At 69.2% G+C, this 25,801-nt stretch carries 12 protein-coding genes; 7 read left to right on the forward strand and 5 right to left on the reverse strand.

What is annotated here, in order from left to right:
- Nucleotides 1–63 precede the first annotated feature (63 nt).
- Nucleotides 64–693: a TetR/AcrR family transcriptional regulator gene (locus KXD97_RS08840; RefSeq protein WP_260756355.1), complete on the forward strand. Its 630-nt coding sequence runs from the start codon at nt 64–66 to the stop codon at nt 691–693.
- Here the strand turns inward: KXD97_RS08840 and KXD97_RS08845 are convergent.
- Together KXD97_RS08845 and KXD97_RS08850 are read right to left on the reverse strand one after the other, a co-directional pair.
- Nucleotides 680–1,531, reverse strand: coding sequence for a MaoC/PaaZ C-terminal domain-containing protein (locus KXD97_RS08845; protein ID WP_260756356.1), 852 nt, complete (start codon nt 1,529–1,531; stop codon nt 680–682). The two genes, KXD97_RS08840 and KXD97_RS08845, sit on opposite strands and share 14 nt — an antisense overlap.
- Before the next feature lie 2 nt (nt 1,532–1,533).
- On the reverse strand, nt 1,534–2,886 hold the full coding sequence (locus KXD97_RS08850; RefSeq protein ID WP_260756357.1) for a 3-oxoacyl-ACP reductase: 1,353 nt from the start codon (nt 2,884–2,886) through the stop codon (nt 1,534–1,536).
- 178 nt (nt 2,887–3,064) lie between these two features.
- Between KXD97_RS08850 and KXD97_RS08855 the strand changes: the two genes are divergently transcribed.
- The 3 genes from KXD97_RS08855 to KXD97_RS08865 all read left to right on the forward strand — a co-directional run bounded on the left by KXD97_RS08855 (nt 3,065) and on the right by KXD97_RS08865 (nt 5,904).
- Nucleotides 3,065–4,366: an acetyl-CoA C-acetyltransferase gene (locus tag KXD97_RS08855; protein WP_260757893.1), complete on the forward strand. Its 1,302-nt coding sequence runs from the start codon at nt 3,065–3,067 to the stop codon at nt 4,364–4,366.
- 132 nt (nt 4,367–4,498) lie between these two features.
- Nucleotides 4,499–5,428, forward strand: a complete 930-nt coding sequence (locus KXD97_RS08860) for a TIGR03564 family F420-dependent LLM class oxidoreductase (protein ID WP_260756358.1) — start codon at nt 4,499–4,501, stop codon at nt 5,426–5,428.
- A 200-nt stretch (nt 5,429–5,628) separates the two neighbouring features.
- Nucleotides 5,629–5,904 (forward strand): hypothetical protein, encoded by a 276-nt coding sequence (locus KXD97_RS08865; RefSeq protein ID WP_260756359.1) that lies wholly within the window; start codon nt 5,629–5,631, stop codon nt 5,902–5,904.
- A 216-nt stretch (nt 5,905–6,120) separates the two neighbouring features.
- Here KXD97_RS08865 and KXD97_RS08870 read toward each other — a convergent pair whose 3' ends face one another.
- Nucleotides 6,121–7,956, reverse strand: a complete 1,836-nt coding sequence (locus tag KXD97_RS08870) for an acyl-CoA dehydrogenase (RefSeq protein ID WP_260756360.1) — start codon at nt 7,954–7,956, stop codon at nt 6,121–6,123.
- Between the two features lie 240 nt (nt 7,957–8,196).
- Here KXD97_RS08870 and KXD97_RS08875 point away from each other — a divergent pair, with 240 nt between their 5' ends.
- Complete coding sequence (locus tag KXD97_RS08875) at nt 8,197–9,285, forward strand: dihydrodipicolinate reductase (protein WP_260756361.1); 1,089 nt, start codon at nt 8,197–8,199, stop codon at nt 9,283–9,285.
- On the opposite strand, the gene KXD97_RS08880 is transcribed toward KXD97_RS08875, so the two are convergent.
- Nucleotides 9,282–10,073 (reverse strand): SDR family oxidoreductase, encoded by a 792-nt coding sequence (locus KXD97_RS08880; RefSeq protein WP_260756363.1) that lies wholly within the window; start codon nt 10,071–10,073, stop codon nt 9,282–9,284. The two genes, KXD97_RS08875 and KXD97_RS08880, sit on opposite strands and share 4 nt — an antisense overlap.
- A 96-nt stretch (nt 10,074–10,169) precedes the next feature.
- Nucleotides 10,170–21,122, reverse strand: coding sequence for a type I polyketide synthase (locus KXD97_RS08885; protein ID WP_260756364.1), 10,953 nt, complete (start codon nt 21,120–21,122; stop codon nt 10,170–10,172).
- Between the two features lie 236 nt (nt 21,123–21,358).
- On the opposite strand from KXD97_RS08885, the gene KXD97_RS08890 reads away from it, so the two are divergent.
- Together KXD97_RS08890 and KXD97_RS08895 are read left to right on the forward strand one after the other, a co-directional pair.
- Complete coding sequence (locus tag KXD97_RS08890; protein ID WP_260756365.1) at nt 21,359–22,780, forward strand: condensation domain-containing protein; 1,422 nt, start codon at nt 21,359–21,361, stop codon at nt 22,778–22,780.
- Nucleotides 22,781–22,804: 24 nt separating this feature from the next.
- Nucleotides 22,805–25,795, forward strand: coding sequence for an RND family transporter (locus KXD97_RS08895; RefSeq protein ID WP_260756366.1), 2,991 nt, complete (start codon nt 22,805–22,807; stop codon nt 25,793–25,795).
- The last annotated feature ends 6 nt before the right edge of the window (nt 25,796–25,801 follow it).

The following is a 25,801-nucleotide window of genomic DNA, read 5'->3' on the forward strand; positions in this document are numbered from 1 at the left end:
GGTCGTCCAGTGCTTACCCTGTGGTAGGACGTTCGTCGCTGATCGGTCAGGAAGGCACGCGCAATGGCAGGTGGTACCAAGCGGTTGCCGCGTGCCGTCCGGGAGCAGCAGATGCTCGACGCCGCGGTGGAGATCTTCTCCGTGAACGGCTATCACGAGACGTCGATGGACGCGATCGCCGCCGAGGCGCAGATCAGCAAGCCGATGCTCTATCTGTACTACGGGTCCAAGGAAGAGCTGTTCGGCGCCTGTCTGAACCGTGAGCTCGGCCGGTTCGTCGATGAGGTGAACAGCGACATCGACTTCAGCGCGCCGCCGAAGGAACTGCTGCGCACCGCGGTGCTGGCTTTCCTGAAGTACATCGATGCCAACCGGGCGTCGTGGATGGTGCTCTACACCCAGGCCACCAGCTCCCAGGCGTTCTCGCACACCGTGCGGGAGGGCCGCGAACGCATCATCGAGCTGGTCGGGCGGCTGCTGCGTTCGGGCACCAAGTTCCCCGAGCCCGACACCGACTTCGAGTTGATGGCGGTTGCCCTGGTCGGTGCGGGCGAGGCCATCGCGTCGCGGGTCAGCACCGGCGACGCCGACGTCGACGAAGCCGCCGAGCTGATGATCAACCTGTTCTGGAGCGGACTCAAAGGGGCGCCGTCGACCGTCGACGTCGACGCCACCGCTGTCATCTCAAGCTAGCGACGGTCCCCGTCAGGTGGGGGTGACCCTTGGTCAGGTGCCGCAGCGTCAGGTCCCAGCCGTCGGGGTTGCGTTCGACGTACAACCCGGCCCTGGCGGGCAGTACCACCGGCTTGGCGAACCGCACCGAGTACTTCACCGCGTCCGGCAGCTGGCCCTCGATGTTGGCCAGAACGGCTGCGGCGCTGAACATCCCGTGTGCTATCACGGTCGGGAAACCGAACATCTTGGCCGCGATCGCGTTGGTGTGGATCGGGTTGTGGTCGCCGCCGACCGACGCGTAGTGCCGGATCTGCCCGGGGGTGATGCGCAGCACCGCGTTCGGCGGCGGCAGCTTCGGCTGCTTCTGCGGCGGCGGCTTCGGCTCGTCCGACAGGCTGGTGCGCTGCTGATGCAGGAAGGTGGTGATCTGATGCCACGCAACGTCATTGCCGACCTTGACGTCGGTCACGATGTCGACCAGCAGTCCGCGGCGGTGCTCACGCATGTTCTCCGCGTGCACCGTCGCCGACACCGTGTCGGTCACGGCGATCGGGCGGTACTGGGTGATGTGGTTCTCCAGATGCACCGAACCCATTGCGGCGAACGGGAAGTCGAACCCGGTGATCAAGGCCATCACGGTCGGGAACGTCAGAGCGAACGGGTAGGTGAGCGGGACGACGTTGTCGAACCGGAGCCCGGTGACGTCGGCGTACTCGGCGACGTTGACCGGGTCGATGGTGAGGTCCTCGACGGTCAGCGTACGGGTGGGCAGCGTGTCGCCGCGGCGCACGAACGGCAGCGCGCCGACCGCGGCCAACGCCAGGTTCCTCAAGCCCGAGGGCTGCTGGTCACCCATCTCTACGCGCCCAGCATGGCTTGACCGCACACCCGGATCGTGTTGCCGGTCACGGCATTCGAACCCGGGCTGGCGAAGTACGCGATCGCCTCGGCGACGTCGACGGGCTGACCGCCCTGGAACAGCGAGTTGAGCCGACGGCCGACCTCACGGGTGGCGAACGGAATCGCGTCGGTCATCTTCGTCTCGATGAACCCCGGCGCCACGGCGTTGATCGTGATGTTCCTGTCGGCGAACTGCGGAGCCAGCGCGTCGGTCAACCCGATCATGCCGGCCTTGGTGGCGGCGTAGTTCGTCTGCCCACGGTTACCGGCGATGCCCGCCATCGAGGACAACCCGACGATCCGGCCGCCGTCGCCGATCAGGCCGCTCTCCACCAGCCCCTCGGCCAGGCGTAGCGGCGCAAGGAGATTCACCGCCATCACCGAGTCCCAGCGGGATTCGTCCATGTTGGCCAGCAGCTTGTCTCGAGTGATGCCGGCGTTGTTGACCAGGATGTCGAGCCTGCCCCCGTGGTGTTCGCGGACGTGCTCGGCGATGCGGTCGACCGCGTCGGCGGCGGTGACGTCCAGCGTCAGCGCGGTCCCACCCACCTTGGTGGCGGTCTCGGCCAGCGCCTCGGCGGCGCCCTCGACATCGACGGCGATCACCTTCGCGCCGTCTCGGGCGAACACCTCGGCGATGGTCGCGCCGATCCCGCGCGCCGCACCCGTGACAACGGCGACCTTGCCGTCGAGCGGCCGGTCCCAGTCGGCGGGCGGGGTCGCGTCGGCCGCCCCGACCCGGAACACCTGACCGTCGACGTAGGCCGACTTGCCGGACAGGATGAAGCGCAGCGTGGACTCCAGGCCCGTGGCGGCCGGTTTGGCGTCGGCCGACAGGTACACCAGTGACGCGGTCGATCCGTCGCGCAGCTCCTTGGCCAGTGACCGGGTGAAGCCCTCCAGGGCGCGCTGCGCGGTGCGCTCGTGCACGCTGCCGGTCTCCTCGGGTGTCGTGCCGATGACGACCACGCGACCGGAATGCCCGAGGTTGCGCAGTAGCGGGGTGAAGAACTCGTACAGCCCTTTGAGACCCTCGGGATCGGTGATGCCGGTGGCGTCGTAGACCAGGCCCCCGAACGAGTCGGCCCAGCGCCCGCCGAGATTGTTGGCGACGACGTCGTAGTCGTCGGCCAGCGCGGCGCGCAGCGGTTCGACCACGCGGCCCTCGCCGCCGATCAGCAGGGAACCGGCCAGCGGCGGCTCGCCCTGCTTGTAACGGCGCAGCGGCTCGGGCTGCGGCACACCGAGTTGCTTGGCCAGGAACGAGCCAGGCCCGGAGTTGACGACCTGGGAGAGAAGATCGGAAGCCACGGCGCTGCCTTTCTGGAGATCCGGGTACATCAGTTGTCGACGGTGAAGGGGTTACCCAGCACTGTCATATCCTCACGAACTTACTCCAGAGTAAGAACAGTGGGTAGTATGACCCTCGACACCCCATCAGCAGGGAGGCAATGTGGCTGAGAACTCAGACAACGCTGGGACATCAGAAATCGCCGGGACCAGGGCCGCTCGCCGGGTGGCCGTGCTCGGCGGAAACCGGATCCCGTTCGCGCGGTCCGACGGCGCCTACGCGAAAGCGTCCAACCAGGACATGTTCACCGCGGTGCTCGACGGCCTGGCCGAGCGCTTCAATCTTAAGGGCGAGAGGCTCGACGCGGTGATCGGCGGCGCGGTGCTCAAGCACAGCCGCGACTTCAACCTGATGCGCGAGTGCGTGCTCGGCAGTTCGCTGTCGTCGTACACGCCCGCGTTCGACCTGCAGCAGGCCTGTGGGACGGGTCTGCAGGCCGCGATCGCCGCGGCTGACGGCATCGCCCGGGGCCGCTACGAGGTCGCCGCGGCAGGCGGGGTGGACACCGCCTCGGATGCGCCGATCGCGTTCGGTGACGACCTGCGCAAGGTGCTGCTCGGACTGCGCCGCGCCACATCGAACGTCGACCGCCTCAAGCTCGTCGGCAAGCTGCCCGCGTCGCTGGGCGTCGAGATCCCGGTCAACAGCGAGCCGCGCACCGGCATGTCGATGGGCGAGCACGCCGCGGTCACCGCCAAGGAGATGGGCGTCAAACGGGTCGACCAGGACGAGTTGGCCGTCGCCAGCCACCGCAACATGGCCGCCGCCTACGACCGCGGTTTCTTCGACGATCTGGTCAGCCCGTTCCTCGGGCTCTACCGCGACAACAACCTGCGACCCGATTCGTCGACTGAGAAGCTGGCCAAGCTCAAGCCGGTCTTCGGCGTGCGCAACGGCGACGCGACGATGACCGCGGGCAACTCCACCCCGCTCACCGACGGCGCGTCGGTGGCGCTGCTGGCGTCCGAGGAGTGGGCCGCGCAGCACTCGATCCCGGTGCTGGCGTATTTCGTCGATGCCGAGACCGCGGCGGTCGACTACGTCAACGGTCGCGACGGCCTGCTGATGGCGCCCACGTACGCGGTGCCTCGGCTGTTGGCCCGCAACGGCCTGACGCTGCAGGACTTCGATTTCTACGAGATCCACGAGGCGTTCGCCTCGGTGGTGCTGGCGACCCTGGCGGCGTGGGAGTCCGACGAGTACTGCAAAGAGCGCCTCGGTCTGGACGGCGCCCTCGGGGCGATCGACCGGTCCAAGCTGAATGTCAACGGTTCGTCGCTGGCCGCCGGTCACCCCTTCGCCGCGACCGGCGGGCGGATCGTCGCCCAGCTGGCCAAGCAGCTGGCGGAGAAGAAGGCCGAAAGCGGCAAGCCCGTGCGCGGTCTGATCTCGGTCTGCGCCGCTGGTGGACAGGGTGTGACGGCCATCCTGGAGGCCTGACCGGAAACTTTTTCGGATCGCTGTAACGCCTGCGATGGAGGCGCCGATACAGGGGATAGCTCCGTGTTGCCGTCTGACCCCCCGACCCGACGGCAACACGGGGCTCTCAACTTTTCAGCGTAGATTTCAACCATGCAGATCAGCATGTTCGGACAGATCAGCGGCCTCGGCGGTACTCCGATCGATGCGACGATCGCCTACCTCGCCCAATTGCGCGACGAGGGTTTCGCCCGAGTCTGGATGAGCCAGCTCCCGTACGAACCAGATCTCTTGACCATCCTGGCGGTCGCGCTGCACGAGGTCGACACGATCGAGGCCGCCAGCGGCGTGGTACCGATCCAGAACCAACATCCGATGCAGCTGGCGCAGCGCGCGCTGACGGTCAGCCTGGCGTCGGGCGGCCGTTTCATCCTGGGCCTCGGCATGACGCACGCCGCCGTCACCGAGGGCATGTGGGGCATTCCGTGGGACAAGCCGGTCCGCAGGCTCAATGAGTACCTCGACGGACTGTTGCCGCTGCTGGCCGGAGAACCCGCGGACGCCGCCGGAGAGACCGTCACGACGCGCGGGGCGCTCGTCATCCCCGGGGCGCCGCGCCCCGACGTCTACATCGCCGCGCTCGGACCGCAGATGCTGCGCCTGGCCGGCCGACGCACCTCGGGCACGTGCACATGGATGACCGGCCCGAAGACGCTGCGCGAGCACGTCAGCCCGACGTTGCGGCAGGCCGCCGCCGACGCGGGCCGGCCGGCTGACGCGGTGCGCGTGGTGGCGTCGCTTCCGGTGGCCGTCACCGACGACGTCGACGGGGTGCGCAAGCAGGCCGCCGAACAGTTCGCCGTGTACGGGACGCTGCCGTCGTACCGCGCGATGCTCGACCGCGAGGGTTACGCGGGTCCGGAGGACGCTGCGATCATCGGTGACGAGGCGACGGTGCGCGACCGCATCGCCGAGCTCCGCGACGCCGGCGTCGACGAGTTCGTCGGCGCGGCGTTCGACAGCTCCGTCGAGGGTCGCACCCGCACGAGAGCCCTACTGCGCGAGGTGGATTCGGCGGGGTGAAAATTCTCGGGAAAAGCCCGGGACTACCCCTTTTGCACCGCCCCCGCGCGGCGTAGCATCGTTCGCACGACGGGTTCGGGAGTGACTAAATCCAAAGAGCCGGCAAAGGGATGTGAGCCGGCCGCGCGAGATATGTAGAGACGCACCCAAGTGTCCTCCCGAACCCGCCCTTGTGTCCGGGGCAGGGTACAAAGTAGGCCATGACAGCCCTGAGCCTGCTGCAACTCCTCACCTTCCTGGCGTTTCTCGGGCTACTTGTGTACGCAGCCGTCGTCCCGCGTGAAGCCAATCCGGCGAAGCGTCGCCACCGGACGCGGCTGTACCGGGGTGCGGCGATGGTCGCGGGGGCGGCCTTCTTCGCGGTGCTCGCCGCCGGCCGGCTCGGCTGGTCCCGATACGCGCTGGCTGTCGTCGCCGTCGGTTTCCTGGCCGCCGGACTGGTGGACATCTCCAGAAGCCGACGCGTGAAGAAATAGCTGCGCATACCGCGGTTCAGCTGCCCCGAGGCACACCCGCCTCAGAAGTCCACCTTTTGCAGGGGTCTTCTCGAACTTTCGCTGAAATTCGTGGATGTGTGATGCGCGTGGGACATGCCCCCGAGAGCGCAGACGCCCCGAGGCCAGACCCCCGCCAGCGCAAGACGCCCCCGGCAAGAATCCGGGGGCGTCCTGGGTCCGAGGCTGCGGAAGGGTCTAGAAGGCGGCCTCGTCCAGTTCCATGATCTCGTTGTCGAGGTTCTCGATGACGGACCGGGTGCTGGTGAGCAACGGCAGGAAGTTCTTCGCGAAGAACGACGCCACCGCGACCTTGCCCTCGTAGAACGCGCGGTCGTCGCCGGTCGCCCCACCGTCGAGCTTCTCGATGGCCACCGCGGCCTGCTGCTGCAGCAGCCAGCCGATCACCAGATCGCCGACGCTCATCAGGAAGCGCACAGAGCCCAGGCCCACCTTGTAGATGCTCTTGGGATCCTCCTGCGAGGCCATCAGGTAGCCGGTCAGCGACGCGGCCATGCCCTGGACGTCCTCCAGCGCGGTGGCCAGCAGCGCGCGCTCGGCCTTCAGCCGGCCGTTGCCGGTCTCGGCCTTGACGAACTGCTCGATCTGGCCGGCCACGTGGCCCAAGGCCACACCCTTGTCGCGGACGATCTTGCGGAAGAAGAAGTCCTGCGCCTGGATGGCCGTGGTGCCCTCGTACAGCGAGTCGATCTTGGCGTCACGGATGTACTGCTCGATCGGGTAGTCCTGCAGGAAGCCCGAACCACCCAGGGTCTGCAGGCTCTCGGTGAGCTTGGCGTACGCCTGCTCGGAGCCCACGCCCTTGACGATCGGCAGCAGCAGGTCGTTGACCTTGACCGCCACGTCCGGCTCGATGCCGTGCAGCGTCTTGGCGACCTCCGCGTCCTGGTGGGTCGCGGTGAACAGGTACAGCGCGCGCAGGCCCTCGGCGTAAGCCTTCTGGGTCATCAGCGAGCGACGGACGTCCGGGTGATGCGTGATGGTCACGCGCGGAGCGGTCTTGTCGGTCATCTGGGTGAGGTCGGCGCCCTGGACGCGCTCCTTGGCGTACGCCAGCGCATTCAGGTAACCGGTCGACAGCGTCGCGATCGCCTTGGTGCCCACCATCATTCGGGCCTGCTCGATCACGTCGAACATCTGCGCGATGCCCTCGTGGACCTCACCGACCAGCCAGCCCACGGCCGGGACGCCGTGCTGACCGAGGGAGAGCTCGCACGTCGCGGAGACCTTCAGGCCCATCTTGTGCTCGACGTTGGTGACGAACACGCCGTTGCGTTCGCCGGGCTCGCCGGTCTCGGGATCGAAGTGGAACTTCGGCACGAAGAACAGCGACAGACCCTTGGTGCCCGGGCCTGCGCCCTCGGGGCGGGCCAGCACCAGATGCATGATGTTCTCGAACAGGTCATCGGAGTCGGCCGAAGTGATGAAGCGCTTCACGCCGTCGATGTGCCAGGTGCCGTCGGGCTGCTGGACGGCCTTGGTGCGTCCGGCGCCGACGTCGGAGCCGGCGTCCGGCTCGGTGAGCACCATGGTGGAGCCCCAGCCGCGGTCGGCGGCGAGCTTGGCCCACTTCTTCTGCTCCTCGGTGCCGAGGTGGTAGAAGATGTCGGCGAATCCGGCGCCCATCGCGTACATGTACACCGCGGGATTGGCGCCGAGGATGTGCTCCTGCAAGGCCCAGGACAACGCGCGGGGCATCGGCATGCCGCCGAGCTCCTCGCTGACGCTGATCTTGTCCCAGCCGCCCTCGACGAGCGCGCGGACGGACTTCTTGAACGACTCCGGAAGGGTCACGGTGTGCGTCTTCGGGTCGAACACCGGCGGGTTGCGGTCGCCGTCCTCGAAGGACGCGGCGATCGGACCTTCGGCGAGACGGGCCATCTCGCCCAGCATCTCTACCGCGGTGTCGACATCCAGCTCGGAGTAGCTGCCCTGGCCCAGCGCCTTGTCGACGCCGAGGACCTCGAACAGGTTGAATACCTGGTCACGAACATTGCTCTTGTAATGGCTCACGGGTTCCTCCTCGTTGAGAACGCCACCTGCGGTTGGGTACTTGTCGGCAAAGTTACCCACCAGTAACTGTGCTCGACTATACCGCCCGGTAACTTCAACGCAAGACGAGTGTGGGCTATTTCGGCCTGTTCACCAACCAGGCGGTTGGCCGGGCTGGGAATTTCGCCGCGAAACCCGTCGTGAACAGGCGTTTCAGCGGTCTGTGATGATCCTCACGTTTAGCCCGGATAGGGTGTCACGATGGGCGCGACAACGGCGGTTGCGGTATGGGGAACGGGCAATATGGGGACCACCGCCATCCGGTCGCTGACCCGGTTTCCGGGCCTGCGGCTGGCCGGGGTGATCACCTCGGCCGAAGCGAAGGCCGGGACGGACGCGGCGACTCTCGCCGGGCTCGGCGCGCCGACGGGCATCGCGGCGACCACCGACGTGGACGCGGTGCTCGACGGCTCCGACGCGGTTGCCTACATGGCCTCCGGCGACATCCGGCCCGAGGAGGCCCTCGCCGACATCGAACGGTGTCTGCGTGCCGGCGCCCACGTCGTCACCCCGTCGCTGTATTCGCTCTACGACCCCCGCTCCGCACCGCCGGAGTGGCTGGAGCGGCTCACCGCGGCCGCGGCCGACGGCGGCGCCGCCCTGCTGGTCAGCGGCGTCGACCCGGGCTGGGCCAACGACGCGCTCGCGGTCACCGCGGCCGGGCTGTGCACCGGGATCAACACCATCACCTGCCAGGAGATCTTCGACTACTCGACCTACGACCAGCCCTACGCGGTGCGGGTGTCCTGCGGTTTCGGCGGGTCGATGGACGAGACCCCGATGATGCTGCTGCCGGGCATCCCGACGATGGTGTGGGGCGGCAACATCCGGCTGATCGGACGCGGGCTGGGCCTGGAGATCGACGAGATCACCGAGGAGGTCGAGCGGCTACCGCTGGAAGAGCCCGTCCACAACGTCATGGGTCACTTCGAGAAGGGCACCCAGGGGGCGTTCTTTCTCCGCGTGATCGGCTGGGCCGGCGGCAGACAGCGTGTCGTCGTCGAGCACATCACCCGCATCGATCCGGCGTGCGCGCCGTACTGGCCGCAACCCGATCAGGGAGTGGGTGATCATCGCGTCATCGTCGACGGAGACCCGCAACTGACCATCGTGACGCGCGCCGATGTGCCCGGCGGCACCCGCGCCGACGGCGGCAACGCCACCGCGGCCAACCGGCTGCTCGGGGCGATCAGCTGGCTGTCCGGCCAGAAGCCCGGCGTCTACGACGGTCTGGACGTGCCACTGCACCCGCCGCTGCCGCCGGACGTGGAAGCCACCCGCTGGAGTTAGCCTCCCGCCAGTCCCTTGTTCACCAGCCGGGTGAGCCAGGCCGGGGAGAACCGCGCCCCCAGCGCCAGGGCCTTGGCCTGTACACCCACTGGGAAGTGCACCTGCGCGACGAGCCGGCGAGGCCAGGTGGCCTCGACGGCGGCGACGATGTCGGTCGCGATGTCCTGCGCGGTCAGCCGGATGCCGAGCGACTGGGTGGTGCCGGTCGTGACGTCCTTGGTCATCGCGGTGTTCACGTACAGCGGCCACATGTCGATCACGCGGATCCCCTGGCGTCCCCATTCGAGGTTGAGCGCCTCGGTGATGGCGCGGACGAAGAACTTCGTGGCGCTGTAGTTGGCCAGCTCGGCCTGGCCGTAGATCGCCGACGCCGACGCCAGGTTCACCACGACCGCGTCGCGGGTGCTCTTCAGATACGGGAACGCGGCGTGCAGTCCGTTGACCACACCCTTGACGTTCACCTCGATCTCACGGTGGTGCACCGGCAGCGGGATCTCCTCGAAACGACCGGCGTTGAGCAGGCCCGCGTTGTTGATCAGCACGTCGAGCCGGCCTCCCGCGGCGTCGACGAACTCGGCCAGCCGCTGCGCCACCTCGTCGGCGTCGGTGACGTCGAGGTGCCCGACCACCGACCTGCCGCCGACGGCGGCGATGTCCGCGGCGAGTAGCCCTACGCCGTCGCCGTCGATGTCGTAGCCGCCGACGAGGTACCCGCGCTGGGCCAGAAGCAGCGCTGTCGCACGCCCGATCCCGGTCGCCGCTCCGGTGATGAACACTGATTTCGTCATGCCCGCTCCTTCGGTCAATTCAACTGCCAGACAGCGCAATTCAGGGCACAGTGCGAACCCGACCAGGCCAGGTGCGCACCGTGGCGATGCGGTGTCTCAGTCCTGCTCCGGTGCCGGCCCCGGCTCCGTCTGCGCGTCCGGCAGCTGGCCCACCAGATACTCGGCCAACCCGCCGATGGTCGGGTAGTCGAACACCGCGGTCGCGTTGATCGTGAACGCGCCGCCGAACTGACTGTGCAACCGGTTGCGCAGCTCGATGGCCATCAACGAGTCCGTGCCGAGGTCCAGGAACCGGCTGGACGCCGCGGGTGGCTGCGCCAACCGCAGGAAGTTCTGCACCTCGCGCTGCAGGAACTCGGTCACGAAACCGGCGCGCTGCGGCACCGGGATCTCCTGCAGCTGCCGCAGCAACTCGCTGTCCCCGGTCACCTCGCCCTCCGGGCGGGGCAGTACCAGGTCGAGGATCGGGGGCCGGGAACTGCCGAGCACCTTCGCCGCGCGCTGCCAGTTGGCCTTGAGCACGGCGGCCTGACCGGTTCCGTTGGCGACGACTTCGGCCAGCGCGCTCAGCGCCGCCGACGGCTCCAACGGGATCAAACCCTGAGCGGTGATGTTCGCCGTCGCCGCGTCGGAGGACGCCATGCCCCCCTGCGCCCAGGGGCCGAAGTTCACGCCGGTGGCCGGCAGGCCGTGCGCGCGCCGCCGCGCGACGAGGCCGTCGAGGAACGCGTTGGCCGTCGCGTAGTTGGCCTGGCCGGGGGACCCGAACACGCTGGACACCGACGACGACACGATGAAGAAGTCCAGGTCGTCCTCCCGCGTCAGGCGGTCCAGGTGATCAGCGCCGAAAGCTTTCGGCGCCAGCGTCTTCCGGAAGCGGTCCAGATCCTGCGCAGCGAGCAGCGCATCATCGAGCACACCGGCCAGATGCGCCACGCCCGCCAACGGCGGCAGTTCGGCGCGGATCCTCTCCAGCAGCGTCGCCACCGCGTGTTCGTCCCCGACGTCGGCGGTGAACACGTGCACGCGGCACTTGTGGCGGTCGACGATCTCGTCGATCACCTGCTGTGCGTCGGTGTCGGGTGCACGCCGGGACGTGAGCACGAGGTCGCCCGCTCCCAGGTGGGCCAGATGCGCCGCGGTGTGCAGTCCGATCGCGCCGAGACCGCCGGTGATCAGGTAGCTGCGGTCGGCCCGCGGCTGCAGAGGCGCGGGAATCTGGCACACGATCTTGCCGATGTGGCGGGCCTGCTGCATACGGCGGAACGCGGCCCGGGCCTCGGTCAACGGGTAGACCTCGGCGGGCAGCGGCCGCCACTCGCCCCGCTCCAGGCCGTCGGACACCTCGGTCAGCAGCGTGCGGATGCGTTCCGGGTCGGCCAGCGTGGTGACGTCGAGCGCGACGATCTCGTAGGAGATGTCGGGCCGGGCGGCAGCCATCTGCTCGGGTGTCCAGATGTCGCGTTTGGCGATCTCGGCGAAGCGACCGTTGCGCGCGGTGGCCCGCACCGTGGCCTCGATGAACCCTTCGTTGGTCAGGCTGTTGAGCACCACATCCACGCCGGCGCCGTCGGTGTCGTCCAGGATCTGGTCGGCGAAATCGGTGCTGCGCGAATCGTAGACGTACTGCACACCCATCCTGTGCAGCGTCGCCCGCTTGTAGGTGCTGGCGGTGGCGAACACGGTCGCGCCGTGCTGCTGGGCCATCTGGATGGCGGCCAGGCCGACCCCGCCGCTGGCGGCGTGGATGAGCACCCGGTCACCCGGTTTCAGCTGCGCCCAGTCGAACGCCAGCCGGGTGGTCAACGCTGCGGCGGGGATGGTGGCCGCCTCCACCGCGCCGACCCCGTCGGGGATCGGCGCCAGCAGTTGCGCCGGGACGTTGAAGCGGCTGGAGAACGCGCCCTGCATGAACCCGTAGACCCGCTGGCCCACGTCGAGTCCGGTGACGCCGCTGCCGAGTTGGGTCACCGTACCGGCGAAGTCGCCGCCGATCGGTCCCGGGTCGCCCGGGTACAGCCCCAGCACGTTGAGCACGTCGCGGAAGTTCAACCCCGCGGCCTCGACGCGCACCTGCACGTAACCTTCGGCAGGCGGCGGAACTTCGGTCTCGGTGAGCCGCAGGTTGTCGATCGCGCCGCGCTCGGTCGGAGCCAGCACGAAGTCCGCGGAGCGCGGCACCGTGAGGTGGCCGCTGCGCGACCACGGCAACAGCCGGGACGCCAGCAACTTCCCTTGGCGCACTGCGAGTTCCGGCTCGTCGACCGGTGCTGCCAGCAGGCCGGCCAGCGCACGCACCGCTTCCGGTGAACCGTCGCAGTCGACCAGCCGCCACCGCAGGCCGGGTTCCTCGTTGGCCGTGGTGCGTCCGAAGCCCCATAGTGCGGCCTGCACGGGGTCGACCGGCTCACCGGATTCGCAGGCCACGGCCCGCTCGGTGACGACCCACAGCCCGCCGGGCAGCTTCACACCGCCGTCCTGTGCGCCGCGTTGCAGCGTGTGCACCGCGCTGAGCAGGTGACCGATCTCGGCCTCGATCCGCGCCTGAACGTCGGCACTGGACTCACCGGCGCTCGCCGCGCTGCTGCGCCACACGACACCGGAGAACGGCACACCCTTCGCGTGTGCCTGGCTCAGCACCTCGCCCAGCGGTTCGGTATCGGTGTCGCGGTGCCACGCGATACAGCCGGGAACGGCGGAGGCCAGCTCGTCGAATCCGGCGATCAGCCAGGTGCCGGCCGGTGCGCCGGCATCGGCCGGCGCGGGCACCTCGTGCCAGCCCAGGGTGTAGAGCAGCCGGGTGGCGTCACCGCCGAGGCCGCGCAGCAGCGCCTCCCGCGGGGCGCGCTTGACGGTGAACTCGCGGATACCGCCGAGGATGCGACCGTCCCGGTCGACGAAATCGAGGTCGAACACCTGGGTTTCGTTGTCCAGCGCCGCGGCGTGCCACCGGGCGCGGCAGTAGAACCGGCGCGGCATCTTGTCGCGCAGCATCACCTGCCCGTACCTCAACGGCAGGAACAGGTCGCTGACACCCTGCTCGGCGGCCAGCAGCGCCGGGAACGCCGGGAACGCGACGCCGGTGCACAGGTCCATCAGCACCGGGTGCATCGGTTCGGTGGCCAACTGTTCGGCGAGTTCCTCACCGACGAGGATGTCGCCGATCGCCTCACCGTCGCCGAGCCACAGCGACTTCAGCGAGCCCGACCAGGTCGGTCCCCAGGCCAGCTCCAGGTCGGCGAACGTTTCGAACAGCTCCTGGGGGCGCATGCGTTCCAGGCGCTCGATGGCCTCGTCGACCGGGTCGGAGTCCTGCCCGACCGGTTCGTCGTCGCCCATGCCGGCCGCGACGGTGCCCTCGGCGTTCAACGACCACTCGGCGTCGCGGACGCCGTAGGGCCGGCTGTGCACCTGGAACGTCCACGACCCGGCATCGGTCAGCGGGCGCAGGGTCAGCTGCACCTCACGGGAAGTCTTCTCCGGCAGGATGATCGGCTCGTAGAAGAAGACGTCCCTGGCGCGTGCCGGGGTGCCGACGGCGGCCAACGCCATCGCCGCGTACGTCGCGCCGGGAACCACGACGGTGCCGTAGATGACGTGGTCGGACAGCCATGGCTGCGATCTGACGGACAGCCTGCTGGTGTAGACGGTGTCACCCGAGGCCAGATCCTTGGCGCCGCCCAGGATCCCCGATGCCGCGGCACCGGTCCCGCCGTCGACGGCGAGCCCGCTCGTCCTCGGCCAGAACCGGCGGCGCTGGAAGGGGTAGGTGGGCAGTACCGGCCGGCGGGACGGGCGGCGGTGCAGCACAGCGAAATCGGGCCGGTGACCGCCGACGTAGGCCGCGGCGAGCGCGTCGGAGATCTGCCGCCGATCATCGATGCCCTTACGCAGGGACACGATCGCCCGCAGCGCGGCCAGGTGCTCCGGCCATACCTGCACCGCGGCGCCGGTGAGCACCGGTTGCGGTCCGATCTCCATCAGCACGGTGGCGCCCAGTGCCGCCACCGTGCGCACGCTCTCCGCGAACTGCACGGGCTGGCGGGAATGCTTGCGCCAGTACTGCGCGTCGAGCGGGGTCTGGGCCGTCAGCACCGTCCCGGTGCGGTTGCACACCAGCGGCATGGTCGGCGTGGCGTATTCCAATCGCGAGGCGTAGGCCTCGAATTCGTCGAGCACAGGATCCAGCAGCTCGGAGTGGAAGGCGTGGCTGGTCTCCAGCCAGGTGCAGCGGATCCCGTCCTCGCTGAACCGGGAGACGATCTGTTCCAGCTCCTCACCCGGGCCGGAGAGCACGGTGTTGGGTCCGTTGTAGGCGGCCACCGACACCCGCGCGAATCCACCGGCGGCCTGTTCGACGCGGGTCGCGTCGGTGAACACCGCCACCATCCGGCCGCCGGTGGGGAGGCTGCCGAACATCCGGCCGCGTTCGGCCATCAGCCGGGCACCGTCGGTGAGGCTGAACACGCCGGCCACGGACGCGGCGGCGTACTGGCCGACACTGTGTCCCAGTACCACGTCGGGTTCGATTCCCCACGACTGCCACAGCCGGGCCAGGCCCATCTCCACGGCGAACAGCGCCGGCTGCGCGAACGACGTGTGCCGCAACCGTTCTCCGGCCTTTCCGCCGGTCTCCCGGTCGGTGGCGAACACGACCTCGGTCAGCGGCAGCGGCAGGATGTCTGCGACGGCCTCCGCGCACGCCGTCACCGTCTCGGCGAAAACCGGCTCGGTGTCGAACAATTCGCGCGCCATGCCGGGGTACTGGCTACCCTGGCCGGTGAACAGCCACGCCGTCACCGGCCGATGGGTGTGCTCGCCGCGGACGACGCCCGGGCGCAGCCGGTTCTCGGCCAGCTCGGCCAGTCCCTGCCGGGCCGCGTCGACCGAATCCACCACCAGCGCGGCGCGCTGCTCGAAGTGGGAACGGCCCGTTCCGGCGGTCAGGCACACGTCGGCCAGGTCGGCCTCCGGATGGGCGCAGAGCCAGGACTGGTAGCGCTGCGCCAGGCTCACCAGAGCCTCCGGAGACCGCGCCGACAGTGGCAGCACGTGAACCGGTGCCTGCTCGGTGGTGCCCGGCTGCTCGTCGTCGATGACGGGTGCGGGCCGGGCGGGCGCCTCCTCGACGAGGACGTGCGCGTTGGTGCCGGTGAACCCGAAGGAGCTGACCCCGGCGCGGCGGGGCCGTCCGTCGGTCTCCCAGGGTGTCGGCTCGGCGACGACACGCACCGGCAGTGTGTCCCAAGGGATGTGCGGTGACGGGTTGTCGAAGTGCAGGCTCTTCGGCAGCACCTGGTGCTGGAGGGACAACACGACCTTGATCAGACCCGCTGCGCCGGACGCGGATTCGGTGTGCCCGATGTTGCTCTTGACCGATCCCATCAGCAGTGGCCGGTCCGCGTCGCGGGCGGCGCCGTAGGCGGCGGCTGCTGCTGCGACCTCGATGGGATCTCCCAGCGGGGTGCCGGTGCCGTGCGCCTCCAGATAGTCGACGTCACCGCCGCTCAGCCCGGCCCGAGCCAGCGTGGCAGCGATGAGCCGTTGCTGCGCACCGCCGTTGGGCACGGTCAGACCGCTGGACGCGCCGTCCTGGTTGACCGCGCTGGCCGGGATGACCGCGCAGATCCGGTCGCCGTCACGCTCGGCGTCGCTGAGCCGCTTGAGGACCAGGATGCCGCAACCTTCGCTGCGCACATAGCCGTCGGCCGACGCGTCGAAGGTCTTGCACCGGCCGACCGGCGAGAGCATCCGTGCGCGGGACGCGGCGACCACCGTGACCGGGCTCAGCAGCACGTTCACGCCGCCGGCCAGTGCCATGTCGCAGTCACCGGACTTCAGCGCCTGGCAGGCCTGGTGCACGGCGACCAGCGCCGAACTGCACGCGGTGTCGACGGCCACCGCGGGGCCTTCCAGACCCAGCGCGAACGCGACGCGGCCCGAGATCGCGTTGAGCGCGTTGCCGGTGATGAAGTGGGGTTCGATCTTGTCGATCGATTCCGCGGACAACAGGTGCGCGTACTCGTTGGCGGCGACACCGACGAATACGCCGGTTCTGCTGCCGCGCAACGCGGCCGGGGCGTACCCGGCTCGCTCCAGGCCCTCCCAGACGGTTTCGAGCATCAGCCGCTGCTGGGGTTCGATCCAGACCGCCTCGCGCGGGGAGATGCCGAAGAACTCGGGATCGAATCCGTCGATGCCGTCCAGGAATCCGCCGAAGCGGGTGTAGGTTTTTCCGGCCGCGTCCGGGTCGGGGTCGTAGTACTCGTCGATGTCGAACCGGTCCTCGGGAACCTCCCGGATCGCGTCGACCCCGCCGGCCAGCACCTCCCAGAACGCCTCCGGGTCGGGCGCACCCGGGAATCTGCACGACACCGCGACGATCGCGATGGGGTCGTCGGTGCGCGGCACCGCGGTGACCGGCAGCGGCGCCGCCTTGGTCTGCTCGGCGAGCCCGAGAACCTCACCGAGCAGGTAATCGGCCACGTCCGAGAGCCGGGGATGGTCCATCGCCAGCGTGGCGGGGATGTCCTTGCCCACGCCCTGCTCGATGCGGCGCCGCAGTTCGACCGCCATCAACGAGTCCATGCCCAGGTCGAAAAACCCGGCGTCCTCCCGGATCTCGGCGGCATCGACACGGGTGATCTCGGCGACCGCGTCGCGCAGATAGTCGGTGAGCAGCTTGCGGCGTTGCTGCACAGGCGCATTGGTGAGTCGCTCGACCAGCGGTGTGGTTCCGGAAGGGGTCAGTACCGGTACCGAGTCGGGCACCTCGCGCTCGAGCTCGGCGAGGAACGCCCGACGCCCGGTCTGCTGGTAGAGCGGCAGAAACCGGGCCCAGTCGATGCGCGCCACGACTCCCTGCACGCTGTCGGCCGACGTGGCGACATCGGCCAGGCCCGCCAGTGCGTCGGCGGGGGACAGCGTCCGGATGCCGCGCTGGTCCAGCCGCGCCCGGGACTGCGCATCGGCCATGCCCGCCGACCACGGGCCGAAGTTGACGCTGGCCCCGGTGATGCCCTGTTCGCGCAGGCGCCATGCCAGCCCGTCGAGGAACGCGTTGGCCGCGCCGTAGGCGGTCTGGCCGAAGCCGCCCCACACCGACGCGATCGAGGAGGTGCTGAGGAAGAAGTCCAGCCGCAGATCGGCCGCGGCTTCGCTCAGGTGCCAGGCCCCCCAGACCTTCCCGGCGAACACGCGGTCCACCTCGGCGTCGTCCAGGGTGCTCAGCGCAGTGGTGCCGACCTCCCCTGCCGCGTGCACGATGCCGGCCAGCGGCGGCAGTTCGGCGGCGATCGTGCCCAGCAGCCGGGCGACGTCGTGCGCGTCGGCGACGTCGGCGGTGAACACGCGCACCTCACAGGCGTGCTGTTCGCTCAGCGCGTCGATGCGGCGCTGCGCCTCCTCACCGGGGGCGCGGCGGCTGGTCAGCACCAGATGCCGGGCGCCATGCGTGGCAAGGTATCCGGCGATCTCGAGACCGATCGAACCCAGGCCGCCGGTCACCAGGTAGGTGGCGTCGCCGCGCAGGTGCAGCGGCTGCCCGCCCGGCGCTGTGGTCCGGCGGACGAGCCGGGGCACGTAGAGCGCCTGGCCGCGCAGCGCCACCTGGTCTTCCCTGAGCGCGGAGTCGGGCACGGCCGACACCTGGTCGAGCAGACGGTGCCATTCCTCGGCAGAGCCTTCGCCCAGATCCGCCAGCCCGCCCCACAACTGCGGCAGCTCCAGCGCCGCGGCGCGGCCGAAGCCCCACAGCGCGGTCTGATCGGGTGCGACCGAGTCGGCGTCGAGGACACGTTGGCCGCCGCGGGTCACCAGCCAGATGGGGGTGCGTAGTTCGGCGGCGGCCGCGGCGCGGAACAGGCGGCGGGTGCCGCCGAGGATGCGGTGCTGCATCCGCAGCAGCGAGCGCATCGACGGTGCGGTGTCGGCGTCCAGCGCCGCGACGTGCAGGATCCGCAGCGGCGAATCCTCGGTTGCGGCCGCGCGGAATGCGTCGACGAGTTTGGTCTCCTCCGCGTCGGACATCGGCGGCGCGACGAAGCTGTGCTGGTGACCACGCGCAGACAGCGCGTCGAGCAGCGGCCGGACTGTCTCGTTCTCCTCGCCGACCAGGATCCACGTGGCGGTGTCCCGGGAGGACGCGACCGCGGCGATGTCCCAGCGGATGTGGTAGCGGTCGTCGGCCACGGATTGCCCGGCGCGTTGCTGATTATGTTGTGCGGCAAGCCTGTTCAGTACATCGACGGTGTGGTCGTCGGGGGCCGGGCTGCCCAGCAGTGTCGCGAGTTCGTCGATGTGGCCGTCCTCGAGCAGGCGGACGGTCTCGGTGCGCGCGGCGGAGAACCGCGCCGCCTCGGGACGGTCCCGGTTCTCGGAGAACCAGTACTGGCGATGCTCGAACGGGTAGGTCGGCAGGTCGAGTTTGCGCGCGTGCGGGCGGCGCATTGCCCCGAAGTCGGGCAGGTGGCCCATCACGTAGGCGTCGGCGAGCGCTTCGGTGATCTGGCGGTGGTCTGCGGTGTTGCGCCGCAACGACGCGATCACGCGCGGGCTGGTGGCCGGGTCGGGCCAGGCGCCGAGCGCCGCGGCGGTCAGCACCGGGCGCGGTCCGATCTCCACAAGCGTCTTGCAGTTCAGCTCTGCCAGCGTGCGCACGCTCGCGGCGAACTGCACCGGCTGCCGGGCGTGCCTGCGCCAGTAGGCGCCGTCGAGTCGGATGCTGCGGCCCAGCGCCGCGCCGGTGCGGTTGTCGATCAGAATGCGCTGCGGCGCAGCGAAAGTGAACTGCTGCGCGTAGGACTCGAATTCGTCGAGGATCGGGTCGAGCAGTGCCGAGTGGAATGCGTGGCTGGTGTCCAGCCAGTCGCACCGCACGCCGTCGGCGGCCAGGCGTGCCACCGCCTGCTCCAGATCCGTGGCAGGACCGGACAATACGGTGTTGGCGCCGTTGTAGGCGGCGACCGAGAGGCTGGGGAACTCGTCGGTCACGGCCTCGACACGGTCGGCCGCGGTGAACACCGCGACCATGCGGCCGCCGGCGGGCAGGCTACCGAAGAGCCGTCCGCGTTCGGCCATCAGCAGGGCACCGTCGGTGAGGCTGAACACCCCGGCGACGCAGGCGGCCGAGTACTGGCCGACGCTGTGCCCGAGCACTACGTCCGGTTCCAGACCCCAGGACTGCCAGAGCCGGGCCAGACCCATCTCCACCGCGAACAGCGCCGGCTGGGCGTAACTCGTCTGCTGCAGCGCCTCTTCGGCCTCCGGGCTGTCGGCCGCGAAAATCACCTCCAGAAGCGGCTTTTCGAGCACATCGGCGACGGCATCCGCGCACTGACGCACGGTGTCGGCGAACACCGGCTCGGTGTCGAACAGCTCGCGGGCCATGCCCGGATACTGGCTGCCCTGACCGGTGAACAGCCACGCCGTCTTCGGCGCCTCGTAGGACTCACCCCGCACCAGGCCGGGGGCCGGGCGGTCGTCGGCCAGCGCGCCGAGCAGATCCACCGCGGAGTCCCGCGAGTCGGCCACCACGGCGGCCCGGTGCTCCAGGTGCGCCCGCGCCGCGCCGGCGGTGAAACACACGTCGGCCAGGGTGGCCTCCGGATGGTCCTGCAGCCAGCTGCGGTACCGCCCGGCCAGCGCCACCAACGCGGCGGGAGTGCGCGCCGACAGCGGCAGCACCCCGAACCGCTCCGGTTCGGGTACCGGCGCGGGTCCGGTGGTCTGATCCGGCGCCTCTTCGAGGATGACGTGGGCATTGGTGCCGGCGAAACCGAACGAACTGACCCCGGCGATGCGGGGCCTGCCGTCGGTCTCCCACGGCATGGTCTCGGTGACCACCTCCACGGCGAGCCGGTCCCACGGGATGTGCGGCGACGGGGTCTGGAAGTTCAGGTGTTTGGGCAGCGTCGCGTGTTCCAGCGCCAGCACGACCTTCAGCACGCCGGCGATGCCCGCCGCGGCCTCCAGGTGCCCGATGTTGGTCTTCGCCGAACCGATCAGCAGCGGACGTCCCGGTTCGCGTCCGCTCCCGAGCACCGCACCCGCGGCCTGGACCTCGATCGGGTCGCCCAGCGAGGTGCCGGTGCCGTGCGCCTCCAGGTAGCCCACCTCGCCGGGCTCGACGCCGGCGCGTCGAAGCGCGTCGGCGATAACCCGCTGCTGCGCAACACCATTGGGCACGGTCAGGCCGCCCGACGCGCCGTCCTGGTTCACCGCGCTGCCGCGGATCACCGCGCGGATCCGGTCACCGTCGGCCAAGGCGTCCTCGAGGCGCTTGATCACGATGACGCCGCAGCCCTCGCCGCGCACGTAGCCGTCGGCGGACGCGTCGAAGGTCTTGCACCGGCCGTCGGGGGCGAGCATGTGCGCGCTGGAGAACGTGATCATGGTGGCCGGGGTGAGCAGCACGTTCGCGCCGCCGGCCAGCGCGAGGTCGCATTCGCCGAGGCGCAGCGCCTGGCAGGCCTGGTGAATCGCCACCAACGACGAGCTGCACGCCGTGTCGACGGCGACGGCGGGTCCCTGCAGCCCCAGCCGGTAGCTGATCCGGCCCGCAGCGGCCGCGTTGGAGGTCCCGATGGCCATGTAGGCCTCGATCTCGGGATAGGTCAGCTCGTCGGAGGCCATCCCCAGGTAGTCGTGGGTGGCCAGCCCGACGAACACGCCGGTGTCGCTGTCGGCCAGCGAGGTCGGCGCGATGCCCGCGTGCTCGACGGCACGCCAGGCGGTCTCCAGCAGCATGCGGTGCTGCGGGTCCATCAGACGGACCTCGCGGGTCGACATGCCGAAGAACGGCGCGTCGAAGCCGGTGGCGTCGTCGACGAAGCCCGCGCGGCGGGTCACCACCTTGCCGGGGGTAGCGGGGTCCGGGTCGAAGAACTCGTCGACGTCCCAGCGGTCGCCCGGCACCTCCGAGATCGCGTCGCGACCCTCGCGCAGCACGTCCCAGTACTCGTCGGCGTCCGCGGCGCCGGGAAACCGCGCGGCGTAGCCGATGATCGCGAACCGTGGGGCCGGGTCGTTCCGTTGTCCACCGGAATCCATGCCGCTGACCTCCTTGCATCGACGGTGAAATGCGACCCTGCGGACACCTGTCGCGCGTGAAGACCCACTTCCCCCGTCGGACACTATGGCACGGACCCCCGCACAGTGTGCGGTTGCCGGCAGGGGATATGCCCTAGGCCGGCAACCACGGGCCGGGCCGGAGTATGTTGATCCGGCAACGGGCCGATTCCTTGATCTTGAGGCGGTCGGGCGGGAAGTATCGGGAGGGTCAAGTCTTGCGCATCGGCAAGATCACGGTTGGCGCACTTGACGAATGGTCGCTCAGCTCAGGGGCTGTCACGTCCTGGCATCCGACGGCCGCGGCGCTGGACAAGGCACGGCAGGCGCCGCGCAGCACCGTGCCGGTCAGCTACATGCAGGGCCAGCATCTGCGCAATTACTCTGAGCGCACCACCGCCGGGCTGACGTTCTCCCGCCAGATCATCGCCAGCTGCGAGGTGCCCGGCCAGTGCGACATCGCGGCGATGGACCATGCGGTGAACGACTACCTGCGCCGCCACGACACTTTCCGTAGCTGGTTCGCGCCCGGTGAGGACGGGGGCTTCGTCCGGCATGCGCTTGAAGACCCGGCCGACATCGAGTTCGTGCCCGTCGATCACGGCACCATGACTGTCGATCAGATCCGCGACCACGTGGTGGCCATTCCGAGCCCACTGGAATGGGGCTGTTTCACGTTCGGGGTGATTCAGAACGACGGGCATTTCACATTCTTCGCCGCCATGGACCACGTCCACGGGGACGCCACGCTGATCGGCACCACCATGCTGGAGGCGAACGGCATGTATTCGGCGCTCAGCGGCGGCGGTCAGGCGCTGACACTTCCCGATGCCGGCAGTTTCGACGATTTCTGCGTCAGGGAGCGCGCACACACCTCGGAATTGACCCTGGATTCGCCCGAGGTGCAGGCCTGGATCGAATTCGCCGAGAACAATAATGGCGGATTCCCCGAATTCCCGCTTCCGTTGGGCAATCCGCTGGATTCGGTCCGCAGCGACATGACGTCGGAGATGCTGCTGGACGCGGCGCAGACCGAATGCTTCGAAGCCGCCTGCACCGCCGCAGGAGCGCGGTTCGTCGGCGGCCTGTTCGCAGGCCTGGCCCAGGTGGAGCACGAGCTGACCGGCGCGTTGACGTATTACGGCCTGACACCCCGGGATTCGCGTTCGGCGTCGGACAATTTCATGACTCAGGGCTGGTTCACCGGGCTGATCCCGATCACCATTCCGATCGGCGCGGCGTCGTTCGCCGAAGCCGCGTGGTCGGCGCAGACCGCATTCGACTCGAATCTGAACATGGCCAAGGTGCCGTATTACCGGGTACTGGAGTTGGCGCAGTGGCTGAAATGGCCGGAGCCCAATTTTCCGGTGTCGAATTTCCTGCACGGCGGCGCTGCCCCGCTCAACGCCATTCTTGCCGCCGGTGAGATGGGCCTGGCGAACAATATCGGCATCTATCCGGACGGCCGATTCTCTTATCAGCTGACTGTGTACATCTTCCGCTACGGCGAAGGCACGGCCATGGCGATCATGCATCCTGACAATCCGGTCGCCAGGAAATCTGTCACCCGTTACCTGCTGGCGATGAAGTCCGTGTGCGCGCTCGTCGCCGACACCGGGCACTGGGGGCGCGTCGCTTAGCGTGACAGCGGGAGTGAGGGCGATATGCGGCGGCTAGCCGATGTGGTGGTGCGGTGGCCCTGGGCGGTGATCGGGGTCTGGGTCGCGCTGGCCCTTGCGCTGCCGATGTCGTTCCCGTCGCTGGGCGAGATGGCCGAGCGGCACCCGCTGGTGATCCTGCCCGCCGACGCGCCCTCGAGCGTCACGGCCCGCAAGATGGCCGAGGCGTTCCAGGAGCCGGGCTCGGACAACCTGCTCGTCGTCGCGTTCATCAACGAGGGCGGCCTGGAGCCTGCCGACGAGGTCACCTACCGCGAGGTGGTCGACGCACTGCGCGACGACGTCACCGACGTGGTGTCGGTGCAGGACTTCATCAGCACCCCCCAGCTGCGTCAGTTCCTGACCAGTGAGGACAAGACCACCTGGGTGCTGCCGGTCAGTCTGGAAGGGGAGCTCGGCACCCCGCGGGCGTTCGACTCCTTCAACCGGGTCGCCGACGTCGTCGAACACCACCTCGGCGACGGGCCCCTGGAGGTGCATCTGACCGGTCCCGCGGCCACGGTCGCCGACCTCACCGTCGCCGGTGAACAGGACCGACTGCCCATCGAGATCGCGATCGCGGTGCTGGTGCTGGGTGTGCTGCTGCTGGTGTACCGCAGCGCGGTCACCATGCTGCTGCCGCTGGTGACCATCGGGTCGTCGCTGTTGATCGCCCAGGGCGTGGTGGCCGGTTACTCGGAGTTGACCGGCTCGGGGGTGTCCAACCAGTCCATCGTGTTCCTGAGCGCGATCATGGCCGGGGCGGGCACCGACTACGCGGTGTTCATGATCAGCCGCTATCACGACTTCCTGCGGTCGGGCGCCGATTTCGACGACGCGGTGAAGTCGGCGATGGTCTCCATCGGCAAGGTCATCACCGCCTCCGCGGCGACCGTGGGCATCACCTTCCTGGTCATGAACTTCGCCCAGATGGGCGTGTTCAAGACGATCGGGGTGGCGGCGGCGATCGGCGTCGGCGTCGCGTATCTGGCCGGGATGACGCTGCTGCCCGCGATCCTCGTGCTGGCGGGGCCGCGCGGCTGGGTCAAGCCGCGCCGGGAACTCACCACGCAGTGGTGGCGGCGGTCCGGTATCCGGATCGTGCGCCGGCCGGTGCCGCATCTGGTCGCCAGCGTCCTGGTGCTCCTGCTGCTGGCGGGCTGTGCGATCTTCGCGCAGTTCAACTACGACGACCGCAAAGCGGTCTCGGCGTCGGCGCCGAGCTCGATCGGCTACGCCGCGCTGGAGCGGCACTTCCCGATCAGCCAGTCCATCCCGCAGTACATCCTGGTGCAGTCGCCGCGCGACCTTCGCAGCCCGCAGGCACTGGCGGATCTGGAGCAGATGGCCTCGCGTATCGCGCAACTGCCGGACATCGGGCTGGTCAGCGGTGTCACCCGGCCGCTCGGCGAGGTCCCGGCCGAGTTCCGGGCCACCTTCCAGGCCGGCATCGTCGGGGACCGGTTGGCCGCGGGCTCGGCCCAGATCGGCGAGCGCACCGACGACCTCAACACGCTGGCCGACGGCGCCACCACGCTGGCCGACACCCTCGGGGACGTACGCGCCCAGGTCGACAGGATCGCACCGAGCCTGCAGACGCTGCTCGACGCGGTCACCAAGGTGCGCGTCGAGTACGGCGGCGAGCGGCTGGTCCGCGACGTCGAGACCGCGGCCAAGCTGGTTCAGAGCGTCAACGAGCTCGGGCTGTCGATGGGCATCAACGTCGCCGCGGTGCGGGACATGTTCGGCTGGATCGGCCCGGTCCTGATGGCGCTGAACGGCAACGCGGTCTGCGACGCGAACCCGTCGTGCGTCAACACCCGCATGCAGTTCCAGCGGCTGATGGACGCGCGCGAGGACGGCCGGCTCGAGCGGATCAACACCCTGGCCGGAGATCTGGAGGGGCTGGACGACCGGCAGTCGCTGAACGCGACGGTCGCGACGCTGAACTCCGCGATGACCAACATCGTCAAAGCCGTCGACGAGCTGGGCCTGGACTCGCCGAGCGGCGCGCAGACCGGTCTGCGCGATGTCCGGCAGGGCGCCGACCGGCTGGCCAGCGGGAGCCGGCAGGTGGCCGGCGGTGTCGACGAACTCGTCGAGCAGGTGAAGGTGATGGCCGCCGGCCTGGACCAGGCGTCGACGTTCCTGCTGACGATGCGCAACGACGCGGCGGCCTCGTCGATGGCCGGGTTCAACATCCCGGCCGAGGTGCTGGGCGCGGTGGAGTTCCAGAAGGCCGCCGAGGCTTTCATCTCCCCGGACGGCCACTCGGTGCGGTACCTGGTGCAGACCGAGCTCAACCCGTTCAGCCCCGATGCGATGGATCAGGTCAACGCCATCAGCGACATCGCCCGGGGCGCACAGCCGAACACCACCCTGGCCGACGCGACGATCTCGATGGGCGGCTTCCCCGCCGCGTTGCGCGACACCCGCGACTACTACGAACGCGACATCCGGTTCATCATCATCGTCACCCTGATCGTGGTGCTGTTGACGTTGGCCGTGCTGCTGAGGTCGGTCATCGCCCCGCTGTATCTGGTCGGTTCGGTGGTGGTGTCGTACTTCGCGGCGATCGGCATCGGGGTGCTGGTGTTCCAGATGCTGCTCGGACAGCAATTGCACTGGAGCGTGCCGCCGTTGGCGTTCGTGGTGCTCGTCGCGGTGGGAGCCGACTACAACATGCTGTTCGTGTCGCGGCTGCGCGACGAGTCCCCGCACAGCGTGCGCTACGGCGTGATCCGCACCCTGAGTTCCACCGGCGGGGTGATCACCGCGGCGGGGCTGATCTTCGCCGCGTCCATGGCCGGGCTGCTGTTCGCCAGCATCGGCATCGTCGTCCAGGGCGGTTTCGTGATCGGGGTCGGGATCCTGCTGGACACCTTCGTGGTCCGCACCATCACGGTGCCGGCCATCGCCGCCCTGGTCGGGCGTGCGAACTGGTGGCCGTCGCGGGTGACCGAGCCCCGAAACGACCGGGTCGGTGCGCATGGGTGAGGTGTG

It is taken from the genome of Mycobacterium sp. SMC-8 (assembly GCF_025263565.1).
In the GTDB taxonomy this organism is placed as follows: domain Bacteria; phylum Actinomycetota; class Actinomycetes; order Mycobacteriales; family Mycobacteriaceae; genus Mycobacterium.

Excerpts from the sequence above, each read along its gene's own strand:
- KXD97_RS08840 (WP_260756355.1), top strand. The coding sequence starts at position 64 with ATGGCAGGTGGTACCAAGCGGTTGCCGCGTGCCGTCCGGGAGCAGCAG.
- KXD97_RS08865 (WP_260756359.1), top strand. The coding sequence starts at position 5,629 with ATGACAGCCCTGAGCCTGCTGCAACTCCTCACCTTCCTGGCGTTTCTC.
- KXD97_RS08845 (WP_260756356.1), bottom strand. The coding sequence starts at position 1,531 with ATGGGTGACCAGCAGCCCTCGGGCTTGAGGAACCTGGCGTTGGCCGCG.
- KXD97_RS08885 (WP_260756364.1), bottom strand. The coding sequence starts at position 21,122 with ATGGATTCCGGTGGACAACGGAACGACCCGGCCCCACGGTTCGCGATC.
- KXD97_RS08875 (WP_260756361.1), top strand. The coding sequence starts at position 8,197 with ATGGGCGCGACAACGGCGGTTGCGGTATGGGGAACGGGCAATATGGGG.
- KXD97_RS08880 (WP_260756363.1), bottom strand. The coding sequence starts at position 10,073 with ATGACGAAATCAGTGTTCATCACCGGAGCGGCGACCGGGATCGGGCGT.
- KXD97_RS08895 (WP_260756366.1), top strand. The coding sequence starts at position 22,805 with ATGCGGCGGCTAGCCGATGTGGTGGTGCGGTGGCCCTGGGCGGTGATC.
- KXD97_RS08860 (WP_260756358.1), top strand. The coding sequence starts at position 4,499 with ATGCAGATCAGCATGTTCGGACAGATCAGCGGCCTCGGCGGTACTCCG.